The organism is Flavobacterium luteolum, from assembly GCF_027111275.1.
Lineage (GTDB): Bacteria > Bacteroidota > Bacteroidia > Flavobacteriales > Flavobacteriaceae > Flavobacterium > Flavobacterium luteolum.
This window is the reverse complement of the sequence record NZ_CP114286.1, coordinates 1,924,837-1,946,828: the sequence shown is the minus strand read 5'-3', so window position 1 is coordinate 1,946,828 and position 21,992 is coordinate 1,924,837. Positions and strand designations below refer to the sequence as shown.

20 protein-coding genes are annotated in these 21,992 nt (G+C 33.0%); 3 read left to right on the top strand and 17 right to left on the bottom strand.

Annotated features, from left to right (window positions below; genetic code table 11):
- Positions 1–22: 22 nt before the first annotated feature.
- Genes OZP10_RS08365 through OZP10_RS08355 form a run of 3 tightly spaced genes read right to left on the bottom strand, consistent with a single transcriptional unit; the run spans position 23 to position 4,308 of the window.
- Positions 23–2,419: a M28 family peptidase gene (locus tag OZP10_RS08365; protein WP_281634261.1), complete on the bottom strand. Its 2,397-nt coding sequence runs from the start codon at positions 2,417–2,419 to the stop codon at positions 23–25.
- A gap of 15 nt (positions 2,420–2,434) precedes the next feature.
- Complete coding sequence (locus OZP10_RS08360; protein ID WP_008465546.1) at positions 2,435–2,782, bottom strand: hypothetical protein; 348 nt, start codon at positions 2,780–2,782, stop codon at positions 2,435–2,437.
- Entirely contained in the window at positions 2,779–4,308 is a 1,530-nt protein-coding gene (locus OZP10_RS08355; RefSeq protein WP_281634260.1) for a bifunctional GNAT family N-acetyltransferase/carbon-nitrogen hydrolase family protein, read from the bottom strand. The genes OZP10_RS08360 and OZP10_RS08355 overlap by 4 nt, the downstream gene beginning before the upstream one ends.
- A gap of 177 nt (positions 4,309–4,485) precedes the next feature.
- On the opposite strand from OZP10_RS08355, the gene OZP10_RS08350 reads away from it, so the two are divergent.
- Positions 4,486–4,818 carry a single-stranded DNA-binding protein gene (locus OZP10_RS08350; protein ID WP_281634259.1) on the top strand — a complete coding sequence of 111 codons (333 nt, stop codon included), beginning with the start codon at positions 4,486–4,488 and terminating at the stop codon, positions 4,816–4,818.
- A gap of 79 nt (positions 4,819–4,897) precedes the next feature.
- On the opposite strand, the gene OZP10_RS08345 is transcribed toward OZP10_RS08350, so the two are convergent.
- The 14 genes from OZP10_RS08345 to metG all read right to left on the bottom strand — a co-directional run bounded on the left by OZP10_RS08345 (position 4,898) and on the right by metG (position 19,551).
- Complete coding sequence (locus OZP10_RS08345; protein ID WP_281634258.1) at positions 4,898–5,590, bottom strand: DUF2461 domain-containing protein; 693 nt, start codon at positions 5,588–5,590, stop codon at positions 4,898–4,900.
- Positions 5,591–5,673: 83 nt separating this feature from the next.
- The gene (locus tag OZP10_RS08340; RefSeq protein ID WP_177211633.1) at positions 5,674–5,859 is read right to left on the bottom strand and encodes a hypothetical protein; all 186 of its coding nucleotides are present in this window, start codon (positions 5,857–5,859) and stop codon (positions 5,674–5,676) included.
- 82 nt (positions 5,860–5,941) lie between these two features.
- Positions 5,942–6,460, bottom strand: coding sequence for a ferritin (locus OZP10_RS08335; RefSeq protein ID WP_008465537.1), 519 nt, complete (start codon positions 6,458–6,460; stop codon positions 5,942–5,944).
- A gap of 79 nt (positions 6,461–6,539) precedes the next feature.
- A complete protein-coding gene (locus OZP10_RS08330) occupies positions 6,540–7,997 on the bottom strand; it encodes a hypothetical protein (protein ID WP_281634257.1) in 1,458 nt (485 codons plus the stop codon).
- Positions 7,998–8,134: 137 nt separating this feature from the next.
- Complete coding sequence (locus OZP10_RS08325) at positions 8,135–9,265, bottom strand: OmpA family protein (protein ID WP_281634256.1); 1,131 nt, start codon at positions 9,263–9,265, stop codon at positions 8,135–8,137.
- A 166-nt stretch (positions 9,266–9,431) separates the two neighbouring features.
- Positions 9,432–10,826, bottom strand: a complete 1,395-nt coding sequence (locus OZP10_RS08320; protein WP_281634255.1) for a hypothetical protein — start codon at positions 10,824–10,826, stop codon at positions 9,432–9,434.
- Between the two features lie 31 nt (positions 10,827–10,857).
- Entirely contained in the window at positions 10,858–11,487 is a 630-nt protein-coding gene (locus tag OZP10_RS08315) for a chloramphenicol acetyltransferase (protein ID WP_281634254.1), read from the bottom strand.
- Entirely contained in the window at positions 11,487–12,194 is a 708-nt protein-coding gene (locus tag OZP10_RS08310; protein WP_281634253.1) for an HAD family hydrolase, read from the bottom strand. The genes OZP10_RS08315 and OZP10_RS08310 overlap by 1 nt, the downstream gene beginning before the upstream one ends.
- A gap of 243 nt (positions 12,195–12,437) precedes the next feature.
- On the bottom strand, positions 12,438–13,322 hold the full coding sequence (locus OZP10_RS08305; RefSeq protein WP_281634252.1) for a DMT family transporter: 885 nt from the start codon (positions 13,320–13,322) through the stop codon (positions 12,438–12,440).
- Positions 13,323–13,450: 128 nt separating this feature from the next.
- Complete coding sequence (locus tag OZP10_RS08300; RefSeq protein WP_281634251.1) at positions 13,451–14,887, bottom strand: hypothetical protein; 1,437 nt, start codon at positions 14,885–14,887, stop codon at positions 13,451–13,453.
- A 144-nt stretch (positions 14,888–15,031) separates the two neighbouring features.
- A complete protein-coding gene (locus OZP10_RS08295) occupies positions 15,032–15,310 on the bottom strand; it encodes a hypothetical protein (protein WP_281634250.1) in 279 nt (92 codons plus the stop codon).
- 209 nt (positions 15,311–15,519) lie between these two features.
- Positions 15,520–16,068, bottom strand: a complete 549-nt coding sequence (locus tag OZP10_RS08290) for a hypothetical protein (RefSeq protein ID WP_281634249.1) — start codon at positions 16,066–16,068, stop codon at positions 15,520–15,522.
- Positions 16,058–17,380 (bottom strand): AAA family ATPase, encoded by a 1,323-nt coding sequence (locus OZP10_RS08285; RefSeq protein ID WP_281634248.1) that lies wholly within the window; start codon positions 17,378–17,380, stop codon positions 16,058–16,060. The genes OZP10_RS08290 and OZP10_RS08285 overlap by 11 nt, the downstream gene beginning before the upstream one ends.
- A gap of 35 nt (positions 17,381–17,415) precedes the next feature.
- A complete protein-coding gene (gene metG, locus OZP10_RS08280; protein WP_281634247.1) occupies positions 17,416–19,551 on the bottom strand; it encodes a methionine--tRNA ligase in 2,136 nt (711 codons plus the stop codon).
- A 407-nt stretch (positions 19,552–19,958) separates the two neighbouring features.
- On the opposite strand from metG, the gene OZP10_RS08275 reads away from it, so the two are divergent.
- Together OZP10_RS08275 and OZP10_RS08270 are read left to right on the top strand one after the other, a co-directional pair.
- Complete coding sequence (locus OZP10_RS08275; RefSeq protein WP_281634246.1) at positions 19,959–21,458, top strand: family 43 glycosylhydrolase; 1,500 nt, start codon at positions 19,959–19,961, stop codon at positions 21,456–21,458.
- Positions 21,459–21,709: 251 nt separating this feature from the next.
- Positions 21,710–21,937, top strand: a complete 228-nt coding sequence (locus OZP10_RS08270) for a CDGSH iron-sulfur domain-containing protein (RefSeq protein WP_111377641.1) — start codon at positions 21,710–21,712, stop codon at positions 21,935–21,937.
- Positions 21,938–21,992: the final 55 nt, after the last annotated feature.

Here is a 21,992-nt window from a genome sequence, read left to right as displayed (position 1 = left end):
TAAGGTTTATTGTAATTTATTACTATTCTGGTTTGCTAACGATAGGTTTTAAGCTATCTTTTGGAACAGCCAAACTATCACTTGGTACTACAACAGGTTCAAGTGGTTTTATTGGCGGTGTATATCTTTTGATTTTCTGCTGAATCAATACGGCATCATTCAATACAAATGGTGTTGGCATCATCCAATTATCTCTAGGCTTAACTTTTAAAAGCGGATTGGTCATCAAATCGAATGAACTTTCAATTAAATCCATATCAAAAACAGAAGATTTGTTAATGTAGAAATCCATTTCCAGCGGTTCGTTGCCTACTACATAATAGCACAAAATTTTGCTGTCTTCTCTTTCCAGACGATTTCCTTTTTCGCCAGAAGTTGACACTCCATTTGCTTTAAAGTTATAAAATGTCATTTTTGGATTAGCATAAATATCGTAACGGTTTACTTTTCTATTTGGAGTAATCCTGATTTTTAAATATCTATTGTTTCCAATAACGCTATCTCTTAAAAATTGAATTGTAGGTTTCGGAACATCGACAACAGGTGCGATAGCGCTGTAAGTAAAAGTAGTGTTGTATTTGCTTGAAAGAGGCAAGGTATTTAAACCAACAGCTTTTTGATTTTTCTCGCCTAAATACGATTTAGTCCATTCGTCTAAATTTGTGTCATAAGTGGTCCATACAGCAGAATTGTTGTCGGCATTGTAAACGTATAATAAACTGTTTGATTTGGCTTTGCCATATTCGTAACCTGAATGATATCCTGCGTAAACGAAAAATGAAATAGAAGCAATAAAGAAAACCACGATCCAAGCACCTTTCTTAGCAAATGCACCGAAAATTGGAAGTAATAATCCGAATAATAAAACGGTTAAAATGGCGCTTCCGTATAAGATTTTAAGGCCAAGACCAATTGGAAACATTATGATAAAAGGTGCAACAATTGCCAAGGCAGGGATAGAGAATATTAAATTCATTCCTAAACTGTAATGCTGTGTAAACACAAAAATTCCGAATAATAATATTCCGAAATAAACAGGAATTATTAAGAAACCAGCTCCCGTTAGGCTATTGGCTAAAAATGCATTAATGATAATCCAAACCAATAAAGGAGCAACAAAATGGTTCATGGTAGTTTTGGCTTCAGAGAAATGATGATAGAAAGCAAAACAAATAGCGATGCTCAACGTAACAAAAGCGCCAATATAAGCATGTCCATTATAAGTAAATCCGTTTAGAAGATCAGAGTATTGCGGATAAATTTCGAGAATAAGTTTCCAACCTAAAAAGGTTACTAATCCTGAAATTATAAGAGAGCCTAAAAGCGGAACAAAACCTTTGAAAATTTCTGTGAAAGTGATGATTCTTTTTACTCTTCCGACAAAAATCAACAAAAACAATAATCCGAAAGCAATTATAGTCATTGGCATTACCCAAGTAAACGGATAACTAATAAATGAAAATGGAGCGCTGAAATAAACATTGTCTTCGGTAGACTCTGTTTGATTCAAATCGATGTTTGTAAAATATTTTAGCAAAGGCATAATATAGGTGCCTTGATGCGTTAAGGTAGTTTTGTTTAAATGCTGAATATCATCCTGCTGCGTGTGATAATTGAAATGACCATCGATAAATGCAAAATTAAATCCTTGAATATTTCCTTGTTCTCTAAAAACAGTCAAATCGGTATCATTAGGAAGCATTTTGTAAATGCTGTACATCAAAGAATTAGAAACAGGATGAGAAGGTTTTGCTTTAGTAAATTCTTCAACCAATGCCTGATTTCCTTTGTTGGTTTCCATTAACATATAGCTTGGACCAGAAGTTCCTCTTGCTTCAAAGTTTAAAACCAAACCAACGTCTTTTGCCCAAGGATGCTGGTTTACAAATAAAGCAGCTCCGTTTAATCCTAATTCTTCGGCATCAGAGAATAATATAATTATATCGTTTTTTTGAGGATGTTTGGAGTATAAAAAGGCACGTACACCTTCTAAAATTGTTGCAACTCCAGAAGCATCATCGCTTGCTCCTTTTGAGAAAGAATGCGGTGCGCTATCATAATGAGAAAGAAGTAAAAGTGCTTTTGTATTGTTTGTTCCTTTAATTCGAGCCAAAATATTTTTTGACTTTACCAAAAGCCCTTTGTCATTTAGAGTAAAACCTTCTTGAACACTCGTTTCTAACCCAATTCTGTTTAATTCTAGTTTAAGATAATTAGCAACCAGTTCGTGATTGGTCGATCCGACATAGTGCGGTTTCTGCGCTATAATCTCAACCTGGTTAAAAGCTCTTTCGGTCGAAAACTCAGCAAGCGCTTCATCATCCCTAGAGATTCCTTGTGGCATCATCGTGGCATATATAATGCCAAGTAACGCTAAAATGCAGACTATGGCTAGAATTGAGGTTTGGTTTTTTCTCATGGTAAATAATACTAACTATATTTCTTTTTTAACAAGCATAAAATAATCATTGTCCAAGGAACGGTATCCTTGATCATACAAGAAATAATATGTGTTTCCTGTTTTGGTTTGTAAAATGTTTGTAAAGAACTCAAAATCAAAGCCTTTTGTAAGCAATTTGTCTCTAGAGGCTTTGGATTTTCCGTCTACATTTAACTCTGCCAAAATACGGTAATTTTTGCGTAACTTGTTGTTTATATTTCGCATGAAATTCGTGCTATCTTTATTTATTTTGTTATTGTAGGCATTTCGACAGCTGTCTGAGCAGAATTTCTTGTCTTCGCGACCAAAAATTTTAGCAGAACATTCGAGGCATGTTTTCATGAATTCAATTTTTTAATTTCGTAAAGATCTGTTCTTCGGTCTTTTAATGTTTTTACGCTTCCATGTTCGTGAAGCTCTTTCAATAAATTTAAATCAACATCAACAATAAGCGTCATTTCTGTGTTTGGAGTGGCTTCTGCTTTGATTCCGTTGCTTGGAAAAGCAAAATCGGATGGCGTAAATACAGAAGACTGCGCATATTGTATATCCATATTGTTCACTTTCGGAAGATTTCCAACGCAACCTGCTATGGCTACATAACATTCATTTTCGATGGCGCGAGCTTGCGAACAATGTTTTACGCGAGTATATCCGTTTTGTGTATCGGTTAAAAATGGTACAAACAAAATGTTCATTCCTTCATCAGCCAGAAGTCTAGAAATTTCAGGAAATTCGACATCGTAACAAATTAATATTCCAATTTTACCACAATCTGTATCAAAGGTTTTAAATTCCGATCCGCCTTTCATTCCCCAATGTATAACTTCATTTGGCGTGATATGAATTTTGGTATACATTTCTGAAGTTCCGTCTCTTTTGCATAAGAAACCAACATTGCAAAGATTTCCGCCTTCTAAATAAGGCATGCTTCCGGTAATAATGTTGATGTTATATGAAATGGCAAATTCCTGAAACTTTTTTCTAATAGGGTCAGAGTGACGAGCAAGTTCACGAATGGCTTCTGCTTCAGACAGATGATTATAATCGGCCATTAATGGCGCAATAAACAATTCTGGAAACAAAGCAAAATCAGAACCATAACCCGAAACGGCATCAATAAAAAATTCAGCTTGTTCAAAAAGTGCTTCGACATTATTCAGCGGACGCATCTGCCACTGAATTAATCCTAAACGAATAATGTTTTTCTTTAAATTAATCAGTTTCGGACTATCATCATAATAAATATTATTCCATTCGAGTAAAACCGCAAATTCTTTCGATTCTTCGTCGCCTTCCAGATAATTTTTGATGATTCTCAAAACGTGAAAATCGTTGCTTAATTGAAAAGAAAGAACTGGATCGTACAATTCTTTGGTACGCACTTTTTCGATATACGTTTTTGGAGACATTTTTTTGGCATGTTCTCTATAGTTCGGAATTCTTCCTGCAAAAACAATCGCCTTGAGGTTTAATTGTTCACAAAGTTCCTTTCTTGCATCATATAATCGGCGCCCTAAACGCAAGCCTCTATAATTGGGGTGAATAAAAACATCTATTCCGTATAAAATTTCAGCATTTGGATTGTGTGTCGAAAAGGTATAATCACCACTAATCTGCTGATAATTATGTCTTTTTTCTACTAATTTTTCGTCAACAATAAGAGATAGGGCAGAGCCAACAACTTTTCCGTCAACCAAAATCACCAGCTGTCCTTCTGGAAAAATTGAAAGAAGTCTTTCTATATCCTCAGATCTCCAATAAGAATCTGCCATTTCTGGATACGATTCGATCATTGATTTCTTTAATTGTTTATAGTCTTCTATTTCAAGATTTCTTAACTCTACTTTTTTAATTTTTGCCTGCATATCGTAAGATTTATCTCAAATATACAAAAAACAAATTCCATTTACAAACGGTTACAAATAGTTACAGTCGATAGTAAATAGTTAATAACCGACTGTCAATGTTGAGGTTTGGCATCTTTGCAGTGTTGAATTCGATAAACGATTCAATTTAATAATAACATTAAAACAGTATACGCCATGAGTGCAATTAGAAACAAAGTACAATTAATCGGGAATGTTGGTAATGATCCAGAAATTAAAACATTAGAAAGCGGTAGAAAACTTGCTCATCTTACAATCGCAACAAATGAGATTTATAGAAATGATAAAGGCGAAAAAGTAGAGCAAACAGAATGGCATCGCATAACTGCTTGGGGGAAAACAGCAGAAATTATTGAAAAGTATGTTGTAAAAGGGAGAGAAATCGCTGTTGAAGGAAAACTAACGCACAGAAGCTACGATGACAAAAACGGCGAAAAGCGCTATATAACGGAGGTTGTTATAGATGAAATTTTACTGCTGAGTAAATAATAATTTTAAAGAATATCGTTGGTTAAACCCGACAGGTTTTTAAAATCTGTCGGGTTTTATACTTTACGGAAAATTGTTTTTATAAAATTGAGACGCCATTAGCATCAGTTGTAAGTACTTCGCTCATGTAGTCAAAAAAAGGTCTCATGTTTTTGAAAGCATCCAAAGCCAGTTCTAAAAATTGCGGACTCAATACTTCTTCATCAGTAAAACGTTTTATGACCAAAAATTGTTTGAAACGAAGCAAATCAATAGCTGGATGATCAACATCAAAACCTTTTGGCTTTGTTTTGAGCTGTTCTCCTTGCAAAGTGCCAAAATTGTTTTTGAAGGAATCTGAGTTTAATATTTCTTGAAAAGTTTCTGGATCGTGTGCAAATTCAGTTCTTATTCGTTTTAAATCTGAGGCATTTGGACCCCAAAAGCCACCTGCAAAAAAGCTGTTTCCTTTTTCCAAATGAAAGTAATAACCGCCGCGTCGTGCTGCAGTTGCACGTGTGTAACTTCCGCCCCAATAATGTTTAAAAGGTGTTTTATCTTTAGAAAAACGAATATCACGATAGATTCTATACACACTTTTTTTACCCGAAGCGTTTTCTAAAACATCGGTTTTAGAAAGTTCCTTAAGCAGTGCGCCTGCAAAATTTTCAATATGATTAAGTTCTATTAAATATTGCGGTTTATGTTCTTCAAACCAGGGTTTGTTGTTATTTTGTTTTAGCTCAACCAAAAAGTCGAGACTAGATTTGGGAATTGTAATAGCGTTTTCCATAATAGAATTTAAAAGTAGAAAGTGACTGCAATTTAAAACTAAAAAACCCACCAGAGAAATCTGATGGGTTTTTCTATATCGCGTTAAGCAGTTTTTTTGAATAAATCAAACATAGGACAGCGTGAGCAGCGTTTCTTTTCGCTCTTTTTATATTTCTCACAGCAAGAAGATTTACAGTTTTCAATCTTCTTAATTTTATCAAGGATAGCAGCGTTTTTCTTTTTCTTTTTATCCTTTTTTTTGTCCTTGTCTTTTTCTTTCTTGCTCACTTTTTCCTCTGAATTTTAAAAACAGAGACAAATATAAACCAAAAAAGTTATTTTTAAATATTCTAAATAAACTTTAACTTTTTTATTTAGGATTGATAGCGATTGAACTCGTAACTGTTAATTGCTGAATATCACGATCAAACAAATAAAGTCCGCCTTTATCATCACCAATTAAGTTGATTTTATCTAAGATAGACTTAGCAGTAGCTTCTTCTTCAATTTGTTCAGAAACGTACCATTGCAAGAAATTGTGTGTCGCGTAATCTCTTTCTTCAAAAGTAATATGAACCAATTCGTTGATAGATTTCGAAACAAAAAGTTCGTGATTGTAAAGCTCTTCAAACATCTCTTTGAAAGTAGTATAAGTTGTTTTTGGTGCTTTAAGATCTGTTACCTGAGCGTGTCCTCCGCGTTCGTTTACATACTTAACTAGTTTAAGCATATGTGCGCGCTCTTCATCTGACTGTGTGTACATAAATTGAGAGATTCCCTCTAATCCTTGTACTTCAGCCCAACAAGCCATAGAAAGATAAGTTTGCGAAGATTCTGCTTCTATGCGGATTTGCTTGTTTAAAGCCGATTCGATATTTTTTGCTAACATAATAAGTGTCTTTTTTGTAAAATTAAGAAAAATTATCCATTACACTTTTTAGAAACCTCGAAAACATTAGACTTTAAGATTAATTCTTCTTAAAATTAATTTTCTCAAACGCAGCAGGATTTGAAAATATAGATTTGTTTATGATTGGGTTTCTATTTTCTTCCATCATGAAACCATCCGTAAATTTTCGCATGACAAATTGTTGAGAAGCTTTGTCGTAATAGCTTAAGATGTAATAATTCTTTAATCTTAGCGTATCGTATAATTGAATGCCTTTGTTGTTGTTTAAAAAGTAAAATAAATTTTCAATTGCTAATGGCTCTGAATGTTTGTTGCCTACGAAATCTAAATTTTCATTTAAGGCAGCATCAAAATAGACTACTTTGCTTAATGAATAATATTCACGCACTCCAAAAGTATCAGGAGAATCAGATTTAAAATAATAATCTATAGATTCTCCAAAACCACTAAAGGTGACAAAACTGTTTTTTTGATTTTTAACTACGGAAATGCCAGCAGTAAGTCCATCTAAATCTTTAAGGAATTTTGCAGTAGTTTTTAATTGCTGCGGTTTCTTGTCATTAATTTGAACAAAGAAAGGTGAGTTTTTAAATGGAATGCTATCATTTTTTGAAAAAGAAAATTTTTTAATGGTATTTTTTGAATCAAAATCTTTTATTTGAAACAATAATTCCTCTTTATTGGCCGAAACTTGAAATAGTTTTCCATCATTGTAAAATGAATTTGATGTTCGCAATGGATTTTTGGAAACAGGCTGATCAAAAGTTCTTTCTTTCATAGCGCCAGTATTTAAATTAACCTCAAAAACTTGTGTTCGTTCTAAACGATTATCGAATGTTAAAATAAGATAATCATTGAACACATACATTTTACTTATTTGTGATGTAAAATCAATGGGATTAAGAATATCCAATTCCATCTTTTTAATCGGAAATTGTTTGATGAGCGCATTGAAAGAAATGTTCACTTTCTCTTTATTTTTGAAAGTGAAAGTAGAAAAATCAAGCATTTTAATTTCACACTTTTGATTTTCAAATCTATACAAAAGAAGATGCTCGAAATCTATCTCTTTGGCAAGAATGTAAAAGGCATTATTATCTTGAAAAGAATTTATTATATAATCATGATTTCTTGGAAAATCAAAATTTACAGATTCTGATGTTTTGCGGTCAAGATTGTAAGTGGTAATTAAAATATTTTTATTATTTCCTGAAATCCAGTACAAGGTTGGCCTTTGTTCGGCACTAATAGTGCTGCCAATTAGATTTCGATTTGCTTCTTTTTTAATTAAATCTGTAAACTGACTCGTTAGAAATAAAGATTGATTGTATTTTAAAATATTTATGCTCTGTTTGTCCCAGGCAAAGGCATAGATTTCTTTGTTTTTCTTGTCTTCAATATTTAAAATCTGAGTTTTTGATAAGAAGTTTATATTTAATGGTAAAGAATTTAATACTGTTTGGCTAAACGAAACTGTTTTAGAAAACAAAAGAAAAAAAAGTAGTCGTTTTTTCATAAATGTGCTTCTTAAAATATATTGAGTAGAAATTTGTTCAAATTTTATGCCGTATTTACATCATTTTAAATTTGTGAAAAATAAAAAAGCCCTTAAGAAAAAATCTTAAGGACTTTTAATCAATTCTTAAAAAGAAGTTATTTTACAATAAAAGTAACTCTTCTAGCTAATCTTCTCGCTTCCTCAGAGTCTTTTTGAATTGAGGTATCTGCACCATTTGAAATAACATTTAAACGAGAAGAAGCAATTCCAGCTTTTTCGAAAATTGTTTTTACGTTTGTTGCTCTAATGTTAGATAGTTTTTCGTTGTATTCAGTTTTTCCAACTTGATCCGCATAACCTATAAGGTCAAGAGTAGCAGAAGGGTTTTTTCTTAAGTAGTTTAAAACAATATCAATCGCAGCTGTTGAGTTCTCAATCGGAGTTGTTTTATTAAAATCGAAATAAACACTGAAATACTTGTCATTAATCATTTTTCTGATCAATTCATTATCATTTGGTTGTGGCGCGCTTACTTGTTTTTCAATAACCACTTCTTTTTGTGAAGGTCTGTTTTTGATTTGTGATTCAAGATCTGCTACTTTGCTTTCTAAAGCAGAAATATCACTATCTTCATTAGAAATTACTGTCCAGTCTGCATGTTTTGTGTTTTTACCCAAGTAAACATTTAAACCAACAGTTCCGTTAAAAACCAATCCAGAAAAACCTCTGTTGCCAGCAGCATATGCTCCCTCAAAAGTACGATCTTGAGATGCGTTTAGAATAGTTGAGAAATCACCAGTTAATGCGATTCTGTTTGATAATCTTATTTGTCCGGTTACTCCAGCAATAAAATTACCCATTTCATCTGCACCTTTAAAATTATCACTTCTTAATTGAGCATAGCCAAAACCAGCATGTCCTAATAAACCAAAAGTATTAGTCCAAGTTTCAAAATCCATGATACGTCCTAAATTGGCAACAGCTTGTAAATCTACTCTGTAGTATTTTGAGTCAAAATCAATAGAGTTTCCTTTTGCTGTAAAACTGTTGTATCCAAAATCTGCTTTTAAACCAAATTTGTTGTTAAACATATAACGAACTCCTAGATCTCCAGTCCATGGGCTTACAGTATTTGTAGAATATCCATCGCTAAATGGCCGTTGAGGCTTATTTAAACCTGCTCCTAAATCTACAGACCATTTATTATACCCTTTATTGTTTTCTGTTTGTGCACGTACTCCTGTTAACGCTAAAGCTAATGCAAGAGTCATTACAATTTTTTTCATTGTTTTTAATTTTAAATTTTTGCCCAAAACAACATTAAATTGTAGGTAAAAACTTTCTTTAAAAGTCAAAAAAGTAATAAAATAAGACTATTGGCAAAAAATTAAAGAATAAGGAATGCCCCGTAAATGCAGGGTTTTTGAAGTAAGTTGTTGATAACGAATTTGTTTAATTAAAGCCGTCGGCAAATTTGCGCAAAACAATTTGTTTAGCAACCATGTCATAATAACTTAAAATGGTGTAGTTATTTAGTTTAAGAGTACTAAAAAGTGTGGCTTCTTTATGAGAATTTAAAAAATAATAAACTTGATCGGCAGCAAAAGGTTCATGCGTTTCTTTGGTTAACTCCAATTTTTTTGTCCAAATGCTTTCGAAAAAAGCAGAATAATTGGTTTCAACATTATAATAATTGTTTGAGGGAAAATCTCCGAAAGGATCATTAAAATTAAAACCGTTCATTGAAAACGATTTTAAATCGCTTCCCGATCCTCCTAAAGTGATAAAGAGATTTTTTTGGTTTTTATAAACCGAAATTCCAGCATCAAGAGAAGATAATATTTTTAAAAACTTTGCTGTATTCTTTAATTGTTTGGGCGCTCGATCTTCAATTTGCATCAATAAAGGCGAATTGCTAAAACGAATAGTATCTTGTTTTGAGACTGTAAATGATTTTATAGATTCGCCAGATTCATAATCTTTTATGTCAAACAAAAGTTCGTCAGCATTTACATTGATTTGATATAATTTGTTTTCGTGGTAATAAGAGTTGGACGTTTTTGGATTTTTAGCTCCAACTGGTTTCACAAATGTTTTCTCTTTTATTTCCTGATTGTCTAAATTAATATCAAACAATTGTGTCTTTCTGAAACCTTGGTCCAAAGTTAGAATCAAACGGTTTGGAAGCGTGTAGAGTTTACTTTTAGCGCTAACTTTATACAACGGATTATACTCGCCAGCATCCATCTTCTCGATTGGATTTTCGTTCAAAATCTGATTGAATGTTTTAGGTTGTGTTTTTCGATCTATAAATTTGAATGAACTGAAGTCGAGAAATCTTTCCTCTGCCATTCCGTTTTTAAAAACAAAAGCAGTCAATGCCTGTTTTGTTTTGCTTTGCAGCAATAAATAGAAATTGTTATCTTTTTGATATTGCGTTAAGAGATAGTTGTCTTCAAGCGGAATTTGAAATTTTAATGCTCTCGAAGTTTTGTTTTCCAGATAATATTTAATCAAAATGATTGTTTTTTCTTCTTGAGAAAACCAATATAAAGTCGGATTTCCGTCTTCGCTAATGCTATATCCCATCAAAGATCTGTTTTCAGTGTATTGGCGAGAAGTAACAAATTTGTCTCTTAAGAATAAAGCGCTATTGTATTTTAATATCGAAAGACTGTCTGCGCTTGCGGCAAAAACAAATACATCGTGAGTTGTTGTATTTTCTCCTGTCATGATTTCGGACTGGCCTAATTTGTTTTTTAAATCTATGGAATAAGAAGTCAACACTGTTTGACTTAACACAACAGTACTAGAAATTAAAAACAGAAAAAGGACAATTCGTTTCATAAGTTTTTGGGCGCAAAAATCATTCCGCTTATTATTGATTCATAAGCTCTTGAAAAAGATCTACAAACTGGCCAACATGCATTCCGTCCATCAAACCGTGATGCACATAAACAGCCATCGACATGGTTCTTTTTCCAGTTTCGGAAACCATCATTTTACCAAACGAAATTTTTGGACAGCTGTCAGGATACGTAAAACTGCGTGCATGGGTTATCGAACTAAAATTCAACCACGGAATTGCCGAAAAATGAATCAGATTGTCATCATCAAAAGATCTCGTGAAAAGTCCGGTTGTATTTTGAATGCGTTCGATTTCGGTTAAGGCAATTTGCTCAAATGTTTTAAAATCAGGATGATATTCAATTAAAGAAAACCCGAAAGTGCCATCTTCGCGACCAATAGTTGCCGATGCATCTATTTGGTCGTTAATGTATATTTTGTCTTCCGAAATTCGGTATCTAAAATTTTCAATGGCGTTTACAGCTGCCAAAGTTTTATGCAAATAGAAAATGAAAAAAGAAGCACCGATGCTTTTTGCGGTTTGATACGCTTTGGTACAATCGATTTCTACGGTGACACCAAAAAAAGGTTCTTCAATTTGTTTAAAATGGGCAAAATGCTCTTTTCTATTCCAATTTTCTAGGTCTAAAAGTGTTTTCATTATAATAAATTCGGAACCACTTCTGCAATAGTTTCAAATGAACTAAAGTGTTCGTGTTCTATAGTGTGATTAATTTTTTCGTGTTCCCAAGTAGTGTGAAACGGAATATGAACAGCATAACCGCCAATTCCTAAAACTGGAAGAACATCTGATTTTAATGAATTTCCGATCATCAAAAATTCGTGTGGCTCAATATCTAATCGCCCTAAAAGTTTCTGATAATCGATTTCTTGTTTGTCTGACATTACTTCGATATGATGAAAATAATGCCCCAAACCAGAGCGATGCAATTTGCTATGCTGATCTTTTAAATCGCCTTTCGTGGCAACAACCAATTTGTATTTGCCTTTTAAAGCAGCAAGCGTTTCTTCAATTCCGTCCAAAAGCTCAATTGGTTTTTCTAGTAATTCTTTTCCGTATTGAATGATCTTTTGAATGACTTCCATCGGAATGGTATTGTTGGAAATATTCATCGCCGCTTCAATCATCGAAAGAATGTAACCTTTAATTCCGTAACCGTACAAAGGCAGATTGGCAATTTCTATTTTGAATAATTCCTGCGAAATGCCTTGATGTGAAAGGTAATCTTCCATCAAAGCGCAAAATTTATGTTCGGTTTCTTGGAAATAAGGTTCGTTTACAAACAAAGTATCATCGGCATCAAATGCGATTACTTTTAAGTTTGGTATTTTAGTTTTATGTAACATGGTGTTTTTGTTTCAAGTTTAAGGTTTTCTTTGTTTAAGGTTTTTTGCCACGAATTTCACGGATTATCACTAATTTTTTTTCTAATGCCTTCTGTTAATATAGAAAATAAATCAGTCCGATCTGCAGAATCTGCGAGAGATTTTTTTGCCACAGATTATTGGGATTAAAAAGATTTTTTTTTTAAAAATTAATTAATAATCTGTGTTAATCCTTTAAATCTGTGGAAATCTGTGAGCTGTTCTTTACTTAGAAAAAAGCCCTTTCAAAGAAATCGTTTTATCGTAAAATGTAATTCGGATTCCGAAAAGCAGAATGATTCCGCCAAAAACCATCTGTAAAGTTATTTGTTCTTCCAAAAACAACCAAGCTAAAATTGAGGTAATTACAGCTTGACTCAATAAACTTAGCGAAACCCTCGTTGCGCGCATGTGCTGAGTCGCATAACTAATCGAAAGCCAAGCGCATAATTGGCAAATAACCGCTTGAAGCACGAGAACAAACCATCCGGTATTTGAAAATCCGGTGAAAGGTTCGCCTAATGTGTAACATAAAATTCCTAAATAGATACTTGAAGCAAATAAACTAATGGTCATAAACGAAAGAACATCGACTTCTGAAAGTACATTTTTGCTGACCAAAAGATAAATGGAATACAGAATGCCAGATAGAACAGCAAATAGAAATGCTTTATCGAAGTTTAAATCGATAAAAAACTCAAAACCGACCAAAGTTACCATTCCGAATAAAGCGACCAATGTTCCGATCCAGAAATTTGTGGCAGGTTTTGCTTTCAGAAAAAAGAAAGAACCAACTCCAACCCAAACTGGAGATAAATTGGTCAGCAACGAAGCCTGAGTCGCGCTTGATTCCTGAATGGCGATATTCCAAACGGCAACATCAGACGAGAATAAAACACCGCAAAGTATTGCCAAAAGAGCAAATTTTAGCTTTGGAAGTTTAAAGTTTCCGCTGAAAATAACATAAGGCAAAAGCAGCACCACAGCAAAAAACATTCGGTAAAAAGCCGAAATCAATCCTGGTGTTAAACGTAATTTTACCAATATCGGGAAAATAGATATGCAGAGTATACCGCAGATTAGGGCTAATCTTGGTTTTGTGAGTTTCATTGAATGAATTTTAATCGTGTATTATTTTTCAAAGATAACTTACAAAGCGAATATTTTGAAAGGAAAAAGCGCGAATTGATTAAAAATATAAATCGATTCACGCTTTTTTTTATTTTTTTGATTACAGATTAATCTACAAATTTTCTAATTGTATATTCTTTCGTTTTATTATCATAGTATCCTAAATAATAAGCAGCATTCATTTTAAATAATGTCTGAGAAGATACATCCTTATGGTCGTCAAAAAAAGTACGGATTTTATCAAAAGCTAATGGCTTCAAATCTCCTTGTACGTGATTGTCTTGATTATCAAAAAGACCTTCGATTTTTACCACTTTTCTGTTGGCATACGAATTGAAATTATCCATTGTGGGACTAAAAAATGCAGCTCCAACCAAAGCTCCAATTAATCCAAACTGATTTGCTGCAGTTTGACCGGCAGATTGCCCTTGTGCTGAAACACCTCCAAAAGTAATTAGGGTATTTTGGCCAATATGATAACAAGAAAGACCAGAATGAAGATTGTTTACTTTTCTAATAAACTGCGTAGACGTCTCTAAAATTCTTTTGCCTCCAAAATCGCCACCTTCCTGATAAATTTCTGAATTTTTAAAATCGATAGGTTTATCTGCGCTTACAGAATATTCCTTTAATATATTATCATCTAAGTCATTGACTGTAAAATAAAAAAGAGTTGAAGAAGTTTTTATCTGATATAATTTATTGTCAAAATAGAAAGAGTTGGAATTAAAAAAAGTACGGTCTCCTGTTATTGCATGTTTTTTTACCATTTTTTCTTTAGCAGTAAATGTTGCTAAATCAATAATAAACATTTGAGTATAATCTACATTCGTATCAAGTGTTATTGTAATTTGCTTCTTATTGAAGTAGCATTTTCTTTGTTTTGCTCCTTCGGTTATAGAAGTTGGATCTTCAGGATTTATATATTTTAAAGTGTAAGGAAACTCAAAAGGAAGTAAGTTTTCGCTTAAAACGCCATCTAGATCTGTTTTCTCGTAGTTGTGAGTTAAAAAGTGAAAACCTGCTAATGAAATTATTCTTTCACGGTAATTTCCATTTTTGTCAAAAATATGAAGTTTTAAATTATTGCTTTTTTTAACAAAAGACAAAATGTAGAAATTATCGTTTTCACTAAATTTTTGTAAAACCTTTTGATCTTTCAAAGCAAGAGTATACTGTTGTGTTACGACTTTATGATTTGGAATGTCATACAATTGAGTAAAAATTTCTTCGTAATCATTAGATGACCAAAATAGACGCGTGTTATTGTCACTAATATTGTAACCAATCATCATATCGTAAGTTTTAATGTTTGGTCTTTCGATAGAAACACTATCGACAATTTTTAATTCTTGGTCAAGATGAATTGCTTTTACTTTTATTTTATCGCTAACAAACAATGTAACATCGTTTTTTTCATTATTTACGACCTGAAAAATAGAGCGGTTTTTCTTTAATTCAACAGGAACAGAATTTACGATTTCTTGCGAAAACGATTGTAAAGTGTTTAGAAATAAGCAGAAATAGATTATTTTTTTGAACATTGATCTGATTTGTTTTTGATTTATTTTGGTTGGCGAATATCTTATTTTTTTTTGAAAGTAAATACTTTTTTTAAATCTATAGCTTTGAATTGTAGCGCATAAAAAAACGCATGAAGATTATACAATTTCATGCGTTTTGTTGTTTTAAGCAGCTAAAATTTTACTGCAGGCTTTCTGAATTTGTTTATCCGAAAACGGTTCGAGTGTTTCGGCAAGCATTTCACTAGTTTTGATGCATTCCATCATTTTTGATCTTAGCTCTTTGTCATCTCCCAATTCTGTTTCAAGAATTCGCTTGAAAATTTCAGACAAATAATGGGGCTGTTCTCTAAAATCTCCTTCAAACCATAAGTCTGAAAGGAATTTTGCCATCGATGGCATTACATCTTGATGTGTCGGTTTTTCATTTTCTCTTTTTTGCATAAACCTGAAAATATTAAACGCACGAATCCCTCGTTTTAGATGTGCAAAAAATACCCCATAGGGATAGGTTTTCCCATTGTTTCCGCAGGGACATCATGACGAGGGATTCGCTTATGTTAACTTTGTTTGAAAGTTCCTAAATAAATCCTATAGTGTATTTTTTGCAGAACAAACTTACAAAAAATAAATTAAAAAAAGTAAGAAAAAAGCTAAAAAACTATATGATTGCCTTCATAAAGATCAACATAACCACATAGACTTGAGTACTCACTTATTCTTAATTGACTTGATGTTGTCGGAATAGAAATAGGATTAGATTCATTAATGTAGGGAGGAAATGAAATTAATGAAAAAACAGAATGTGAGCTTAAGTCAACTCCGTTGGCTTTAAAATGGTTAATAGTAGTGGCTAATTGTTGAACAGCTTTTTTGGCATGTTTCTTTTTTCTATTTAAATCAGCTTTTATATTACCATTAAAAATAACTTCTTTTAATTCAATAAACCACATTATATTATCTGAAATTAAAACTAAATCACATTTTTTTGTGGTGTCAGAGTTTATCAAACAAGCATCGATACATAAAAAATCTATATTTAAATTGTTTTTATTTTCGATATAGCAAGTTGCGATATTGGGATCATTAACTATGATACATTTATTAGGCGCGTCATCTTTACAATAAAAAGAAGTATTAACGCGTGTGTGACAAACGGAGCCATCACAATGTGGATATGAAACTTTAATTTTATTTATCATTGATTATAGCTAAAGATTTAAAATCTTGCATTATAATTTCAGATACTTCATCAATAATATTATCTTCAATTAATTTAGATTTCTTATTAAAAATTCTTTTTACAGTACCTTTTTTAACTTCATATGCATTAAAATGATTAGTGTCAATCCAAGAGCATTCACTAATTATTTTTAACGTTTGATCTTTGTCTATTTTACTTTTATTATGTGCAAATAATAAATTATTTATTGATGCCAAGACATATGGACTATGAGTTGTAATTATTAAATTTTTTGTTTTGATATCACGTGTTGTCTCTAAACAATTTTTAACTAGATATTTAATTAATTTGTACTGAGCTTCAGGATATAAATTTAATTCAGGTTCTTCAACAACATAATTTAAATTAATAAAATTATCTTTAAGGGAATTTTCGACAAGTAGAGTTATTGGAAGAAAACTTTGAATACCTGAAGAAGAGTCTTTAAGTAATGTTTTTTGGTTTTTATTATGGTAGATATAGGATAATCCTTCTACATGTTTATATTTTAATGAACCTATTATATCTAGATTAAGATTAGTAATTTTGACACTAGCATTTTGAAACTTTTGAACAGCAGTAAGTATGTTTTGAGGAATTAAAACTTTGTTATTAACTAGTCCAGCAATATTAGGTGCTATCATTGGAAAAAAAGTTCGTTCTGCAGGTATATATAAGGAATCCAAAGGAGTTATTAGAGAAAACACTTGTTTAACCACATCTAAAAGTCTTAGTAATTCTTCAGTATCTTTGCTGTCTTTATTATAGACTGAAAGTATTTTTTCGGCATATTTGCGATCTGTTGTAAGAGATCCTAAAAGCTTATCAACATTATTGTTTAAGCCATAGTTTTTGTGTTTTTGTAATTCTCGTATTAAAATATCTTGTTTTTCATCAATAACAATTCCAAGAATCATTAAATCAGCTGTTTGTTTTATTAATTCTTTGTCTCCTATATTTATAGCTTTGTGAAGACTATTAATAATATCATAGATGTTAAATTTGTATTCACTATTGTTTTTGTATTCGAAGGTAAAAGAAGGGGTATGGAATTGAATAAGGGTATTGGATTTTAAAAACGAATCAATATTATATTTTTCAAGTTCTTTGATTAGGGTTGCGGTACTTCTTTTTTTAAAATTTACATCATTTAGAATTGTTATAAGTTTTGCAAGTGTACTCTTTCCACTAGCCTGAGGACCAATAAAGACAAGCATGTCTTTAACTTCAATACTTGCTTTTTTAATTGGCCCAAAATTTTCAATTGTAAGTTTGTTGAAAAAACTTGACATATTTTATAAGTTTATAGATGTAAATATAGTTATAATTAGTTTACTGTAGCTCCATTTGGCGCATCAGCATCTGGATTTACAAAAACCAGTTTTCCTTCAGCGTTTGTTGTCATCAAGATCATTCCTTGGCTTTCAACACCGCGTAAAGCTCTTGGCGCAAGGTTTGCTAATACAGAAACACGTTTTCCGATGATTTCTTCTGGCGAAAAACTTTCAGCAATTCCTGAAACAATCGTACGAACATCGATTCCTGTATCTACTTTTAGAACCAAAAGTTTGTTTGCTTTTGGCATTTTTTCAGCCTCCAAAATAGTTCCGATACGAATATCCATTTTTGCAAAATCCTCAAACTGAATTAAATCTTTTTGTGGTTCTGCTTTTTGGTTTTCAGCAATATTTGCAGTTTTTGTCGCTTCCAATTTGTCTATTTGTTTTTGTATTTCTTCGTCTTCAATTTTAGCGAAAAGTAATTCTGCTTCGCCAATTTTGTGTCCTGCCGGAATTAAATCTGAGTTTTCAGAAATGTCATTCCAACCTAATGTTTTGTCTAAAATAACATCTGTAGCTCCAGGATGGTTTTCTTTTAAGAATTTGCTGAATCCTTTAAAGTGTTCTTTCAAATCGCCTAAATTTAATATTCTTGACAATTTAGCAGCTGTAAAAGGTAAAAATGGTTCTGCCAAAACGCTCAACGCAGCAGCAATTTGCAACGCCACATACATTTGAGTTTTTACGCGTTCTGGATTGTCTTTCATTACTTTCCAAGGCTCTTCGTCTGCAAGATATTTATTTCCTAAACGAGCCACATTCATCAATTCGCCCAAAGCTTCACGGAATCTGTAACGTTCCACCGAACTTGAAATCACGGCTGGATACGCTTTTAATTCTGCTAAAGTTTGTTCGTCAACTTCTGTAAATTCGTTTGGCGTTGGAATAACTCCGTCATAATATTTGTTAGTTAGAACCACAACACGGTTTACGAAGTTTCCAAAAATAGCAACCAATTCGTTGTTATTTCTAGCTTGGAAATCTTTCCAAGTAAAATCGTTATCTTTTGTTTCAGGCGCATTTGATGTTAACGCATAACGCAAAACATCTTGCTTATCTGGAAACTCTTCTAAATATTCGTGTAACCAAACCGCCCAGTTTTTAGAAGTCGAAAGTTTGTTTCCTTCCAAGTTCAAAAACTCATTTGCCGGAACGTTGTCTGGTAAAATATAGCTTCCTTCAGCTTTAAGCATCGCTGGGAAAATGATACAGTGGAAAACAATATTATCTTTTCCGATAAAGTGAACCAATTTGGTTTCTTCATCTTTCCAATACGGTTCCCAATCTTTTCCTTCGCGCGCTGCCCATTCTTTTGTAGAAGAAATGTAACCGATAGGCGCATCAAACCAAACATATAGTTTTTTTCCTTCAGCACCTTCAACAGGAACATCAATTCCCCAATCAAGGTCACGCGTTACAGCACGAGGCTCAAGTCCGCCGTCGATCCAAGATTTTACTTGTCCGTAAACGTTAGGTTTCCAGTCGTTTTTATGTCCGACTAAAATCCATTCTGTTAAGAAATCAGAATATCTATCTAAAGGTAAAAACCAGTGTTTTGTTTCTTTAAGAATAGGAGTTTCTCCTGTAATTGTCGATTTTGGATTGATCAAATCAGTCGCGTTCAAAGTAGATCCGCATTTTTCGCACTGATCTCCGTAAGCTTCTGGATTGTCACATTTTGGACAAGTTCCAACCACAAAACGGTCTGCTAAAAACTGATTTGCTTTTGCATCGTACAATTGCTCAGTAACTTCTTCAATAAAATCGCCTTTATCATACAAAGTCCTAAAGAATTCTGAAGCGGTATCGTGATGGATTTTAGCAGAAGTTCTAGAATAATTATTGAATGAAATTCCGAAATCAGCAAACGATTTACGAATAATTCCATCATATTTATCAATAACTTCTTGTGGTGTAACTCCTTCTTTTTTGGCTTTCATCGAAATTGCAACTCCGTGTTCATCGCTTCCGCAGATAAATGCTACATCTTTTCCTTGCAATCTTAAATATCTCGAATATATATCCGCAGGCACGTAAACCCCAGCCAAGTGACCAATATGAATAGGTCCGTTGGTGTAAGGTAATGCCGCCGTGATCGTATATCTCTTTGGATTCTGTGTCATAACTCAATTTTATTGAGTGCAAAAATAAGCAATAGAATTGAGATTTTAATATTACGTGGAGATTCACTGGAGTTTTTACTGAGAATTGTGATGTTTTAATCTCGCAATCCCGATAGCTATCGGAAGTAGAGTCGCATAGTTTTTTATTTTTAAGTTAAGGATTAACCAAGCAGTTTGTCATTTCGAGGAACGAGAAATCTCCGCGAGTAACTCCGTTCCTAGAAGAGCCAATCTTTGTCGAGCTTCTTGTGGAGATTTCTCGTTCCTCGAAATGACAAACTAGAGTAAAAAACTTTGCGAATCTCTGCGAAATTCTTCGTGTATCGCTGTGTAAAAACCTAACAAAATTTTACTCTATCAAAACCTTATGGTCTTTTTGACTATATTTGAAAAAAAATATCAAAAACATGAATAAAATATATTTAGCCATTTTAGTATTGTTTACATATTATGGTTATTCTCAATCACAATCCGAAAAGAATTTAAAGCAAGGACAATATTCAAACCCAATTTTTGCGGGCGATTATCCAGATCCAAGTTTGTTAAGAGACGGAAAAGATTATTATGTTGCGCATTCTTCGTTCGATTATTATCCTGGACTTTTAATTTGGCATTCGACCGATTTGATGAATTGGGAACCTGTAACCAATGCGCTTCATAAATATGTTGGAGCCGTTTGGGCGCCCGATTTAATAAAGTACAACAATAAATATTACATCTATTTTCCTGCTAATAACACCAATTTTGTCGTTACGGCAGATTCTATCAATGGTCCGTGGAGCGAACCGGTAGATTTAAAAATCGGAAATATTGATCCGGGACATGTTACGGATGACAAAGGAAATCGATTTTTATATTTCAGTAATGGAGGTTACGTTGCCTTATCAAAAGACGGACTTTCGGTAACAAGCGAATTGAAACATGTTTACGATGGGTGGAAAATTCCGCGTGAATGGAGCATCGAGTGTTTTTGTATGGAAGGACCAAAATTATTCAAGCGAGGAGAATATTATTATCTGACAGTTGCTGAGGGCGGAACAGCTGGCCCAGCGACAAGTCATATGGTGATTTCGGCTCGATCAAAATCGCCTTTTGGCCCTTGGGAAAACTCACCACATAATCCAATTGTGAGAACCAACAGCAGTTCTGAAACTTGGTGGTCAAAAGGACACAGCACTATTTTTGAAGATGCCAACGGAAAATGGTGGATGATTTTTCACGGTTACGAAAAGGATTATTACAACTTAGGACGTCAAACTTTATTGCAGCCAGTAGAATGGACAAAAGACGGTTGGTATAAAGTTCCAGATCATATCGAAACCGATAAACCAATTTTAAAACCTGAAGGTAAAACACTTCCTGAATTTTCTTTAAGTGATAATTTCTCAGGCTCAGCTCTTAAACCGCAATGGAAATTTTATAGTGGAGTAGAAGCTTCAAGATTTAAAGTTGCTAATAACACTTTGACTATTGAAGGAAAAGGCAACGGAGTAGGAAACAGTTCTCCTCTAGTAATTGTTCCAGGCGGACATTCTTATTCCGCCGAAGTTGAAATGGAAATCGAAGGCAATGCAGTAGGTGGATTAACGCTTTTTTACGATAATAGATATTACTCAGGAATACTAGCCGATCAAAACAATATTTTGGCAAATTTGAGAGGATGGCAGTTTCCAACAGAAAAAAATACACATAATAGAAAAGTATTTTTAAAACTTAAAAACATAAAAAATACCGTAGATATGTTTTATAGTTTAGACGGAAAAGACTGGAAAAAAATCGAAAACTCGGTAGAAGTTTCAGGATATAATCATAATGTCTTAAGCGGATTTTTGGGATTAAGAATTGGCCTTTGTTCGATTGGAAAGGGAAGTGTGAAGTTTAAGAATTTTGTTTACAAGATGCTTTAGTTTTTTTTGCCACGAAGACGCGAAGACACAAAGTTCTTTTCTTAAGAATCGAAGTTTCTTAAAAAAGTCATCTATGTTGATCAACTTAAATCTTTTAATCCCGATAGCTATTGGGAGCTTGAAATAATAAACTTTGCGGCTTAGCGTCTTTGTGGCAAAACCAACATAAAATAGAACCAGTTTAAACTACGTTTCGCGCTTATAAATAAAGATATATTTCGCAATCTTTGCATCCGAAAAAAAACAAGTTTATGAGCAAGACAAAATTAATCATCAATAAAAACGGATCAATCAAAATTGAAGGCGATTTTGAAATCATGGATCCAGAAGGAACACTTTACGGTTTACAAGGAAGACAAGCATTAGGACTTTGCCGTTGCGGACATTCTGCAAACAAACCATTTTGCGATGGAGCGCACCGTAATAATTTCGAACACGATTCAAAAGCGTTCGATTTACCGCCAATGAAAACAAACTAAATCTTGTATTTGGTTTTGAATATAAAAAAAGCTGCATTTTCTAGATGCAGCTTTT